General features: G+C 39.7%; 9 protein-coding genes. All 9 read left to right on the top strand.

The features are described from left to right. Window positions 1-70: 70 nt before the first annotated feature. Window positions 71-3391 carry a glycosyltransferase gene (locus H6A13_RS11515; protein WP_204909713.1) on the top strand — a complete coding sequence of 1107 codons (3321 nt, stop codon included), beginning with the start codon at window positions 71-73 and terminating at the stop codon, window positions 3389-3391. A 214-nt stretch (window positions 3392-3605) separates the two neighbouring features. Beyond that, complete coding sequence (locus tag H6A13_RS11510; protein WP_204909712.1) at window positions 3606-5081, top strand: glycosyltransferase family 2 protein; 1476 nt, start codon at window positions 3606-3608, stop codon at window positions 5079-5081. Between the two features lie 18 nt (window positions 5082-5099). Then, complete coding sequence (locus H6A13_RS11505; RefSeq protein ID WP_204909711.1) at window positions 5100-7277, top strand: glycosyltransferase; 2178 nt, start codon at window positions 5100-5102, stop codon at window positions 7275-7277. Between the two features lie 76 nt (window positions 7278-7353). Then, window positions 7354-8073, top strand: a complete 720-nt coding sequence (locus H6A13_RS11500) for an ABC transporter permease (protein ID WP_207751894.1) — start codon at window positions 7354-7356, stop codon at window positions 8071-8073. An 11-nt stretch (window positions 8074-8084) separates the two neighbouring features. Further along, window positions 8085-8822 (top strand): ABC transporter ATP-binding protein, encoded by a 738-nt coding sequence (locus H6A13_RS11495; RefSeq protein ID WP_204909709.1) that lies wholly within the window; start codon window positions 8085-8087, stop codon window positions 8820-8822. 21 nt (window positions 8823-8843) lie between these two features. Continuing rightward, window positions 8844-9443, top strand: a complete 600-nt coding sequence (locus H6A13_RS11490) for a hypothetical protein (RefSeq protein WP_204909708.1) — start codon at window positions 8844-8846, stop codon at window positions 9441-9443. Window positions 9444-9514: 71 nt separating this feature from the next. Continuing rightward, window positions 9515-9955 carry a GtrA family protein gene (locus H6A13_RS11485; protein ID WP_204909707.1) on the top strand — a complete coding sequence of 147 codons (441 nt, stop codon included), beginning with the start codon at window positions 9515-9517 and terminating at the stop codon, window positions 9953-9955. Beyond that, entirely contained in the window at window positions 9939-10958 is a 1020-nt protein-coding gene (locus tag H6A13_RS11480; RefSeq protein ID WP_204909706.1) for a glycosyltransferase family 2 protein, read from the top strand. The genes H6A13_RS11485 and H6A13_RS11480 overlap by 17 nt, the downstream gene beginning before the upstream one ends. Beyond that, window positions 10955-12096 (top strand): glucosyltransferase domain-containing protein (locus H6A13_RS11475; RefSeq protein ID WP_204909705.1); only part of this gene is annotated, 1142 nt, incomplete at its 3' end. The genes H6A13_RS11480 and H6A13_RS11475, both read left to right, overlap by 4 nt.

Here is a 12096-nt window from a genome sequence, read left to right as displayed (position 1 = left end):
ATATTTGGGTATTAAATATTCAATTGATATTTGTAAATATGAGAATGGTATTTTCGTTTTTAAAGGCTGGATGTTTTCCGAAAAGAGCAAGATTGATAACATTCAGGTTTTGATAAATGTATATGGTAGAGAATATTTTGCGGATATTTCTAGAAATTTAAATCGTTCAGATGTATATAAAGAATTACGCATTGAAGAGGCCAAAAAGAGTGGGTTTTTTGGAAAAGTTCGGATAGAAAATGTTCCTTCCTTTGATGCATCTCTAGTTATTACGGTAAACGGGAAAAAGTATAAGAATAAATTGGGGCAGTTTGTGACAGATGAGAAGGTTGTCAAAGTTGTTGAGCCCAAAATATCAAGAATTCCTTTTGGTAATAAAGAAATTGACTTAATGAAGCTAATTAGAGAAACAGAAAATAAAGAATGGCGATTTCCAGAAGAATATTATTCTCATACAATAGATGTTGTCGTACCTATATATAATGGATACCAGTTTTTTGATAAACTTTTTGCATCAATTTCTAGGACAAAAGTGGATTACCGCTTGATTATTATTAATGATAAGAGCCCGGATGAACGTGTAGCACCGTATTTAAAGAATTATGCAGATAAGCATCCGGAAGTTATCTTATTGGAAAATGACGAAAATCTGGGGTTTGTAAAAAGTGTAAATAAAGGTCTGAAATTATCGGATAATCATGTAGTCATTGTAAATTCGGATGTAGAAGTGCCGGATATGTGGCTGGAGCGGATTATGGCTCCAATATTGGAGGACGAGAAAGTTGCATCATCTACGCCATATACAAACTGCGGCACTATTGTTAGTTTCCCGGAAATAGGGGAAGATAATGTACTCTTTGGCGGACTTTCCTTGCAGGAAATCGATGATGAATTTAAGAAAATCACACCGAAGTATGTCGCTATGCCCACAGGTGTGGGGTTCTGCATGGGAATGAGCAGGAAGGCGATTGAAGATGTGGGCTTTTTAGATGCAGACAGCTTTGGTATGGGATATGGGGAAGAAAATGATTGGTGTCAGAGGGCGATAGATAAAGGCTACAAAAATGTTCATGTAGAAAATCTGTTTGTGTATCATAATCATGGCGGTAGTTTTTTGAGCGAGGACAAAAAGAGATATCTAAAGGAACATGCCAGGATTCTGGAGGAAAAACATCCGGATTATAACAGGCAGGTCGCCAGATTTTTTGATATTGATGAAAATAAAGAGATAAGAAAGATTGTTAAATATTTACTCCTCCATAAAAAGAAAGTGGAAGGAACCATCGTTGCTTTTGATCATGATCTGGGCGGAGGTGCAACTTCTTATTTGATGAAAAAGCGCCATGAGTTCGTTGAGAAGGGTTACGCTTTCTATGTTTTGAAATATAATTATATTCAAGATTATTATCAGATTTTGTTTCAGTGTGCGGATGATAAAGCACAGTTTTTTGTAAAAAATCAAGTGGATATATTTATAGCTTTGGGATTCTTGAATGTTGATGAAATTTGGATCAATGAACTGGTAACATATCCGGATTTATTTTCTGTGTTGGAAAAACTGGAGAAGTTTGTCGGGGAAAAGAATGTAAAATTAAAAATGCTTCTCCATGATTATTTTGCTGTATGCCCAACCATTAATCTGCTTAATGTGGATGAAAAGTACTGTGGTGTTCCGGATGAATGTAGCCAGTGCGCAGAATGTTTTAGAAATGTTCATCCTGCTTATGAAAAAGATTATGGCTCCATGGAAATATGGCGGGAGAAATGGAAGATTTTTTTGAAATCATGTAGCTCTATTGTTGTATTTTCCAATGATTCAAAAAAGATTTTGCAGAAAGTTTATGGTGAATTACCTAATATAGAGGTCGTTCCCCATCAAATTGGCTATATGCCGAGAATTCAAAAAAAGTATAAGACAACAGATTCTTTTAATATTGGCCTGCTGGGGGTTTTGACAAAACATAAGGGGGCAGATATCGTTCGGGAGCTGACAGCAGAAATTGAAAAAAGAGGTCTGAATATCAGAGTGGTTCTGATAGGTTTTTCATCAGAAAAGATAGAAAGTCCGGTATTTTTTGAGACAGGTAAATACAGTTCTGACAGTATCCCAAGACTGACATTGAAACACGATATAGATATGTTTCTGATTCCATCTATCTGGCCGGAAACATTCTCATACACGGCCGAAGAGATTATGAAGATGGGTATGCCGTTAATGTGTTTTGATATAGGCGCACCGGCTGAACGTATTGTCGATTACGAGAAGGGAAATATAATCCCTGAAATATCAGGGAAAGCAGCATTAGATGCGGTTTTGAACAGTGGATATATCCAAAAAGCAAATGAATTAGAGCGAAAAACGGACAAAGTGTTATTTGTGTCAGGAGAAGATTCTTTTGCATCGAGATACAGGGTGGAACATTTGAGAGAGCAGCTTCTTTTCAAGGGAATTGCCTCAAAACGCATCAAGGCGGCTCAAATTGATAAGTGCGATGTTTCTGAGTTCCATAGTGTTGTGATTTACCGGGTGGCTGATGATGCGCGAATTATGAGACTGGTTAAGAGAGCGCATAAACAAGGGGTTAAGGTTTATTGTGATATTGATGACTATATTTTTGAATATGATAAGATCAGGCATCTTTCATTTTTGCAGGGGAAAGACTATAAAGAATTTGAGTCATATTCAAACAATATCAAAAAGACAATGGAATTATGTGATGGGTATATAGTTTCCACACAGACCATGTTAGAAGGAGTAAGAGATAGTTTTCCGGAAAAGCCGGTTTATATTAATCGGAATGTGGCAAGTATGGCAATGCAGATTTGCTCGCTGCGGACAGAACCTGTTGTAAAAGATCATAAAATTTATTTGGGTTACTTCAGCGGAACAAAAACTCATAATAAGGATTTTGAACAGATCAAAGAAGCACTGTTAAGAATCATGACGGAAAATGAAAGGGTTTATCTTTTGGCAGGGGGGCAGATTAAACTTCCGGAAGAGTTTAATGTATTTAAGGGACGCGTAGAGCGTTTTGATATGATAATCTGGAGAAAACTCCCAAGACTGATCGCCAGAGCAGACATTAATCTTATGCCTCTGGAGGACACGTTTTTCCATGCATGTAAATCGGAGAATAAATGGATGGAGGCCGCATTGGTACATGTGCCAACAGTTGCGTCGCGGAACGAAGAATTAGAACGTGTCATAAAGAACGGCGAAGATGGTTTTTTGTGCCAGAGTACAGAGGAATGGTATGAGGTGATTAAGAAACTGGTGGAAGATAGGGAGTTACGGAAACAGATTGGAGAAGCTGCTTATCAGAGAGTTTTGAAGGAGTATACAACAGCTACTGTGGAACAAGATGTTGTTGACGCTTTGATCCATCGCTAAGTATCCAGGAAAGTGAGACAATATGGGGATTTATTCAAAATGTTGTAATATAGGGAAAAAGGTAAGGCAGCAGGGAATTGCTTCGACAGTATTCTATTACAAGAATCGAAAGAGAAGAATAGAAGAGGAGCAGAAACGAATCCGGCAGTACCATGTTCCCGGGGGGGAAGACTTGGAACAGCAACGGCAGACTGTATGGCAGGAGTCACCATTAATGAGTATCATTGTACCGCTATATAACACTCCTAAAGACTTTTTGAAACAGATGATTGAATCTGTACAGTCGCAGACGTATTCAAACTGGGAACTGTGTCTTGCGGATGGAAGTGATGATGCTCATGATTATGTAGAGGAAGTCTGCAATACGTATGCTAAAAAGGATTCCAGAATCGTTTATCACAGACTTGTAAAAAACGAAGGAATTGTGGGTAACACTAACCGTTGTATCGACCTGGCTTCCGGAGTATATTTTGGACTTTTGGATCATGATGATATCCTTCATCCATCTGCCTTGTATGAAGTCGCTAAAGCTATCGAGAAAGGTGCAGATTTTATTTATACCGATGAGATGAAATTTCGGGATATGCCGGAATCATCTACGGATATTGTCTGTAAAAATGGCTTTGGAAAAGATGAATTACGGTCCCATAACTACATCTGTCATTTCGTGGTTTTCAAGAAATCTCTTTTAGAGGGTATGGCGGAATTATACAGGTTAGAATGTGAGGGCAGCCAGGATTATGACATGGTTCTTAGACTGACTGAAAAGGCGGAGCATATCGTTCATATTCCCAAGATACTGTATTACTGGCGTGTTCATGAGGGCTCTGTGTCTATGAACCTTGCCGGGAAACAGTATGCGGTGGATTCTGCGAAACAGGCGCTTGGTGATCAATTGAAAAGAACTGGAGAATTAGGGAAGGTTGCATGTAACCTTCCCTATGAGACAATTTACAGAATATCTTATAATATCAGGAAAAATCCGCTGGTTTCTGTTATACTGAAAGGAAACAATAGAAAAACAGATTTAAGCAGTTACGTAAAAAAACTTCTTGAGCGGACAACGTACCGGCCGTTGGAAATTGTATGTGCAGGATTAGATGAGGCAATCTTTTGTGGTAATGGTGTGATTTTTTCGGAAAAAGCTTCCGGAGAATATTTTATTTTTCTGACAGATGACTGCCTGCCTCTTACAGATATGTGGATCGAGGAAATGCTGATGTATGCGCAGCGGGAGGATGTGGGCTGTGTGGGTCCATGGATTCTATATAGAAATCATACAACGTGTTTTGCAGGAGCGGTCTTAGACAGTCAGGAACCTTCCGGCATTCATTTGATTAACAGGGGAATGCCGGAAGATGAGCAGGGATATGAAGCCAACATGCGGCATGTGAGGAATACGACGATCCTGACCGGAAGATGCCTGATGATTGCCAGGAAGAGATTTAGTGAACTTGGTGGTTTTGATAGTGAAATGAAAGGTTTTCGGGATGCTGATCTTTGTTTGAAAAGCAGAGACGCTGGATACTGGAATGTATGGACATGCTTTGCAAAGATAGAATCAGGAAGAAGTCCCGGAAGAGACGTGGTGTGGAAGGAATCGGATGCATTCCGTAAAAAGTGGTTAGAGAGACTGTGGCAGGAAGATGAGTTTTATCATCCGCTATTGAAAGCATTAAAGTGGATGTAACAACAGGAGTGTAAGGGTATGTCAAATGGAAACGGCAACTTATTAAAAAAGGCAATCCGGTCTATTTCGGAGGAAGGGCTTACCGGATGTGCTGTCCGGACTGGAAAATTTGTGAAAAAGCAAGTGAACCGGCGTAAGAAAGAAGCACCGGCATACAGGGATGTTCTCTTTATCAGTGGATGTAGAGAAGATCTTCCTCATCCATGGAGATACCGTGTCCTTCATCAAAGAGAACAGTTGGAAGCTTGCGGGATTACTACAGGTGAGGTTTATTTTCAGGAGTTGTCCTTAAATCAGCTTCGATATTACAGAGCGTTTATTTTCTTCCGTTGTCCATACACAGAAGTGATCGGAAAGTTTGTAGCTGTTGCCAGAAAGCTGAACAAGAAAGTTTTTTATGACATTGATGATCTGGTGATTGATACGAAATATACGGATCAGATTCCTTATGTCCGGCAGATGAGCAAGACAGATAAAGCTGCTTATGACGAGAATGTAGAAAATATGGGACGTCTGCTTAGGCTCTGTGATATGGCGATTACAACTACGAATTGTCTGGCAGAGGAACTGAAGAAGTATGTCCCGGATGTTTTAATTAATCGAAATACGGCGTCAGAAGAAATGGTTGCTTTGTCCAGACAGGCCAATTCGACCGTGAAAGAAAAGAATAACAACACGGTACGGCTGGGGTATTTCAGCGGAAGTATCACGCATAATGCTGATGTGGAAATGATTCTGCCTGTACTTATCGAAGTATTGGAGGAATATCCTCAGGCGGAATTATGTCTGACGGGAGAACTGGATCTTCCAGCAGAACTGAATCAATATAAGGATCGTGTTCTTAGATTCCCGTTTGGAGATTGGCGAAAACTTCCGGAAATGATCGCGCAGACAGATATTAATCTGGCTCCGCTGGAAGATACGATCTTTAACCGGGCAAAATCTGAAAATAAATGGGTGGAAGCCGCTTTAGTGAAAGTTGTGACTGTTGCCAGTGATGTAGGAGCATTTCATGATTGCATTGAGAATGGAGTAAATGGTATACTATGTCAGGATCGACAGGAGTGGAAAAAGGCTCTGGTGCGCCTGATAGAAGACAGGGAATACAGAGAGAGGCTTGGAGAGAAGGCATATCAATATTGCCGTGAGCACTGTACGACTGTGAAGAATGCGGCGGGCTTTACACAGGCGCTTCAAAAAGAAATACCGGAGAATTATGGGTTTGTACTGCCTGGCCTTGAGATCAGCGGTGGCATGAAAGTAGCCTTGAAACATGCAGCAATGCTTCAGAAAAACGGACAGGATGTTATGCTGTTTACCCTGGATAATCCAGCCAGATGGCAGGATTTTGAAGGGTGCAGATTCCCGGTGCTTAGTCTGAAACATACAGATATAACTGGATATATCGGATGTGGCGTAGCTACCATGTGGACCACTCTGCCTTTTGTGGAACAGTATCCCAATATGGGGAGGAGATGTTATCTGGTTCAGAATTATGAGACGGATTTTTATGAGGAAGGAGATCCGTTGAGAGTACAGGCGAACAGAACCTATATGCCACATAATCGTGTGGAATTCCTTACCATATCCAGATGGTGTCAGAGTTGGCTGAAAAAGGAATATGGACAGGATGCGCTGTATGCACCGAATGGATTGGAAACGGAATGCTTTCCGGTCAGAAAGAGAAGTATGGATGGGAAAATCCGTATTTTGATTGAGGGAGACTGCGCAGTAGACTATAAAAATGTGGACGAGTCTTTTCGCATTACAAATAGTTTAGATCCACAGAAATATGAAGTATGGTATATGTCTTATAATGCACAGCCCAAGGAATGGTACCGGATTGACAAGTTCCTTCATAAAGTACCTTATGAGAAAGTGCCGGCCGTCTATGAGGCTTGTGATATTTTGGTAAAAACCAGTTTGCTGGAAAGTTTTTCTTATCCGCCATTAGAGATGATGGCATCCGGCGGGTATGTTCTTGCGGTGCCGAATGGTGGTAATTCGGAATATTTACAGGACGAATATAACTGCCTGTTATATCCGGCAGGAGATCTGGAGAAGGCAAAGTGCCGGCTGGAAAGGATCTGCACAGATAAAGAACTACAGGAAACCTTATATCAAAATGGGCGAAGGACTGCGGAAGAGAGAAACTGGGAAGTGGTTTCAAAGGATATTTTGAATTTATATTTATAGATAAAATGGAGGTTGCACAGTGTCAACTTATATACAGAATTTTATAAAATTCCGGCCATTATTAAATGAGCTGATTATGAGAGATATCAAAACAAAATACAGGAAATCTATCCTGGGTGTTTTCTGGACGATTTTAAACCCGTTATTCATGATGGTTGTATTATCGGTAGTGTTTTCTAATCTGTTCAAATTTGATATCGAATACTTTCCGGTTTATCTGTTAAGTGGTCAGTTGATCTTTAATTTTTACAATGAGGCCACAACCAGTGCTATGGGAGCAATCATTGACAATGGCCCATTGATTAAGAAAATCTATGTGCCTAAGTATGTGTTTGTACTCTCCCGCATTTTTTCCAGTTCCATTAACCTTCTGGCATCCTTTACTGCGCTGATTTTTGTTATGCTGGCCATGCGGGTGGAACTTCATTATACAGTGCTGCTGGTGCCGATTCCGTTATTTTTTATCGTGTTTTTCTCGTTGGGAGTGGGAATATTACTGGCTGCAATTACTGTAAAGTTCAGGGATATCATGCATCTGTATTCCGTATTTGTTACTGCATTGATGTATCTGACGCCAGTGATTTATCCAATGTCTATTCTTCCGGAATGGCTGGAGAAAATTGTGCTGTTGAACCCGATTACGAATATTTTGATGATGTTCCGGGATGTGATGATGAATAATACAGTGCCTTCGGTTAGCTCTATATTGCTGGCGGCAGTAGAAGTAGTTGTAGTTATGGCGGCAGGTCTTTACGTATTTTATAAGAGACAGGATACATTTATCTTGGATATATAGGAGAAGCAGGAATGGAAAATATGGATATTATCAGTGTGGATCATGTATCTATGCGTTTTCGGCTGGCCTCGGAAAAGGTGGACAGTTTAAAAGAATATTTTATCAAGACATTAAAAAGTCAGATATCAACGAACGAATTTTGGGCATTGAACGATGTGTCTTTTCAGATACAAAAAGGGGATGCGCTTGGGTTAATCGGATTGAACGGAAGCGGGAAAAGTACCATGCTTAAGATTATTGCAGGGGTCTTAAAGCCCACAAAGGGCAGTGTGGCAGTCAGAGGCGAGGTGGCTCCCTTGATTGAGCTGGGGGCTGGATTCGATTATGATCTGACTGCAAGTGAAAATATTTTCTTGAATGGCGCCCTGATGGGGCGTTCTCACGAAGAGATGGAATCTTATTATGATGGAATCGTGGAGTTTTCAGAATTGAAGGATTTCATAGACGTGCCGGTAAAGAATTTTTCTTCAGGAATGATTGCCAGACTTGCATTTGCTATTGCAACGATTGGTACACCGGATATACTGATCTGTGATGAGGTGTTGTCCGTAGGTGATTTCCGATTCCAGGAAAAATGTCATAAACGTATCGGTGAGATGTTGGAGAAGGGGACTACTTTATTGTTTGTGTCCCACAGTATTGAGCAGGTAGAAGGTCTGTGTAACAAGGCTGTATGGCTGGAACACGGGAACGTAAAGATGTTTGGAGAATGTAAAGAGGTTGCAGAAATTTATAGAACTGCATATTAACAGAGGTAGGAGTAATATAGCATGAAGAAAAAAATAGGATGGAGTATATTTGCTTTAATATTAATAGCATTTACATGTTTATATGCGGTTGTAGATAAAAATCACGGCATCTATGACCGGGAGATAGACTCCAGTGAATATATATCTGTTGAACTTGCAAAAGGAGATACGCTGATACAATCTTTTGTTTCCGAAGAAGATTTTCTGGACGGCATTAATATTAAAATGTCGGTGACAGGAGAGCCGGCAGAAAAAGAAGTATCCTATATGTTGAAGGATAACGAGGGACAGGAAGTGGCTTCAGGTAAGATGTCATTAGAAGATCTGAAGGCCGGGAAATATTTTGCTTTAAAGTTTGACCGGATCAGTGGTTGTAAAGATCAGGAATACACACTGGAATTTACGGTTAGTCAGAGTATGGATGAAGGGACTGTGATTGTATACGATGTGCCGGGAGCACAGGATGATTCAGAGTTTTCTGTAAGAGGCGAAAAAATAGATGGCACACTGGCGCTTCGAACGATCACGCACCGGTTTGATGTGGAAACATTCGTTGTTACAGCTGTTTTTGCCGTGTATGTGATCTTGTTTATCAAATGGTTGGGGAAGGTGTTTAAGTAGTACACATTTTAGCATAAGAGATTTTTTCTGGAAGAATGTTGATAACTATATATTAAGGAGTACAAATTAGAATGAAATGGTCCAGTTTGTTTGATCGGACATTGTTGAAATTTGTCATCGTAGGGATTGCAAATACACTTTTAGGATCTGCGGTCATGTTTGCAATGTATAATCTCCTGCATTGTAGCTATTGGGTTTCCTCTGCAGCCAATTATATTGTTGGAAGTATTTTAAGCTTTTTTCTAAATAAGCATTTTACTTTTCAGAATCAGAGCAAAAGTATATCCGTTGTCAGTAAGTTTATCGTGAATATTGTTGTTTGCTATTTGCTGGCATATGGAATTGCCAAACCTGTGGTTTATTATTTGCTGCAAAACAGCAGCCAGAAAGTGCAGGATAATTTGTCTATGTTGGTAGGCATGATATTCTTTGTTGGTTTTAACTATATAGGACAGCGGTTTTTTGCATTTGCAGACCAGGAAGAGGGGAAGAGTTATGGAAAGAGAAAGTAGCGATCCCAGACCTATATTGTATATGGTGATCCCCTGCTACAATGAAGAAGAGGTTTTGCCGCTTACAAGCAAGGATTTTCTAAAGAAATTGTACGAATTGATTCAAATGGACATGATTTCAGAAGAAAGCAAAATTTTGTTTGTGAATGATGGAAGTAAGGATAAGACCTGGGAAATCATAAAACAGTTGGCAAAAAGTGATGAACATTTTGAAGGAATTTCACAGAGCAGGAACAGAGGCCATCAAAATGCGGTTCTGGCAGGGTTGATGGAAGCGAAAGATAGGGCGGATATAACCATTTCTATTGATTGTGATGGGCAGGATGATATCAATGCCATGGATCTTATGATCCAAGAGTATATGGATGGCAGTGAGATTGTCTATGGCGTGAGAAATGACAGAGGAACGGATACCTTTTTTAAACGAACCAGTGCGGAAGGATTTTATAAGTTATTGACCTGGATGGGGGTAGAGACTGTTTATAATCATGCTGATTACCGTCTGGTTTCAGCAAAAGTATTACGGGAGTTTGCGAACTTTAAAGAAGTGAATATTTTTTTAAGAGGTATGTTTCCTCTGGTTGGTTTTAAAAGTACCTGTGTTTATTATAAACGGCAGGAAAGACTGGCAGGAGAAAGCCACTATCCTTTGTCTAAAATGCTGGCATTGGCATTTGATGGCATCACAAGCCTGAGTATCAAACCGATCCGAATGATCACCGTGTTTGGAATTCTGGTTTCACTGCTGAGTTTTATCGGTGTGATCTGGTCGGTGGTTTTGCATTTTATGGGATATAGTATCCAGGGCTGGGCAAGTACCACCAGTATTATCTGCTTTATTGGCGGTGTACAGCTGATCAGCCTGGGAGTCATAGGAGAATACATTGGTAAGATTTATCTGGAGACAAAGGGAAGACCAAGATATATCATCAGCGAAAGAACGGATGACATTTCAGCGGAAATAAATACGATCAAGAAAAGTAAAAATGGGGAAGAGGTATGAAAGAATATTGCAAACAGTATCAAAAACCGATTTTATTAGCGCTGCTTTTTAGTTTGATTTGTTTTGGATTTTTTCTGACGAATCATACAATAGGCATTGACGAAGAAACCTGGATATTGGAAAATGAAAATTCTCTACTATGGCTTCTGCAGGGAAGATTTGGCATACAGTTTCTGAATTTCTTCCTGACGGATTATGGAAGATTCGCCCCGTTTTTATGGGATTTCTTGTCTGTCGTGATTTGGTATATGGCGGGAGTTGTCTTTAGTTTTGCCCTCTTTAGTCGAAAAGATAATGAATCGAAGATTGTTCCGCTTTTCTTTTTCCTTGCGTATTTTTCTTCGGTTCCATTTGTGGAGGGAGAAATATTTGCTTTTTCACAGTTTAACCTTCAGATTTCCATAGGGATGCTTGCCTGCTCCGTTTCAATGTTGCTTTTGTGTGGAAACTTGGAAAGGAAAAATAGACGAGCATATGTTTTTGCAATCGTATTGCTTGTGTTTTCTTTTAGTATATACCAGGCCTATATTTGTGTATTTGTAACGGTTGTTGTGGCGTATTGTTTAACAGGATTTATGCGCAAGGAGAAAAATCTGTGGAAAAAGACTGGTTTGTTTTCGTCAGTTTGCGTGATCAGTATTATTTTATATTATGCAATTAATCTGCTTATTACCTTTATCATTGGAAGTGCAGGCTATCTTTCTGAGAATTATATTGGCTGGTTCGAAGAGACAAGTATCTGGAAAGCATTGTTTTTGGCTCTGGCAAATATTGTGAGGGTTTCTTTTGGGATCACAATATACGATGAAACGATATATGGAGGAATTGTAATAGGCATTATAACTATTTCCTTTATTATATGGGGGCTTTCCAGACTTTTTGCTGAAAAACCATGGAAAAGAAGAGGCTTGCTGTTGTTTTATGGAGTTTCCCTGGTGTGTGCGCCGTTTATATTGTATGTCTTGTTGGGAACATATAAAACACATGGAAGAATGCTTTTGGCGATTCCTTTGGCTGGTGCTGTGGAATTATGGCTGATCCTTACATATGTGAAAAAGGTATTCTGGAAGCGGTTGTGTATTGTTATAGGCAGTTATTTATTATTTCTCAATGCTAGAAATATGAATATGTTATATTA

Origin of the sequence: Mordavella massiliensis (assembly GCF_016902415.1) — a bacterium.
Lineage (GTDB): Bacteria > Bacillota > Clostridia > Lachnospirales > Lachnospiraceae > Merdimonas > Merdimonas faecigallinarum.
The sequence above is the reverse complement of the archived record's forward strand: the minus strand, read 5'-3'. Positions and strand labels throughout refer to the sequence as shown.

Coding starts and splice junctions, on each gene's coding strand:
- H6A13_RS11490 (WP_204909708.1), top strand. CDS start 8,844: ATGAAGAAAAAAATAGGATGGAGTATATTTGCTTTAATATTAATAGCA.
- H6A13_RS11505 (WP_204909711.1), top strand. CDS start 5,100: ATGTCAAATGGAAACGGCAACTTATTAAAAAAGGCAATCCGGTCTATT.
- H6A13_RS11480 (WP_204909706.1), top strand. CDS start 9,939: ATGGAAAGAGAAAGTAGCGATCCCAGACCTATATTGTATATGGTGATC.
- H6A13_RS11500 (WP_207751894.1), top strand. CDS start 7,354: ATGAGAGATATCAAAACAAAATACAGGAAATCTATCCTGGGTGTTTTC.
- H6A13_RS11495 (WP_204909709.1), top strand. CDS start 8,085: ATGGAAAATATGGATATTATCAGTGTGGATCATGTATCTATGCGTTTT.
- H6A13_RS11485 (WP_204909707.1), top strand. CDS start 9,515: ATGAAATGGTCCAGTTTGTTTGATCGGACATTGTTGAAATTTGTCATC.
- H6A13_RS11510 (WP_204909712.1), top strand. CDS start 3,606: ATGAGTATCATTGTACCGCTATATAACACTCCTAAAGACTTTTTGAAA.
- H6A13_RS11515 (WP_204909713.1), top strand. CDS start 71: ATGTTTTCCGAAAAGAGCAAGATTGATAACATTCAGGTTTTGATAAAT.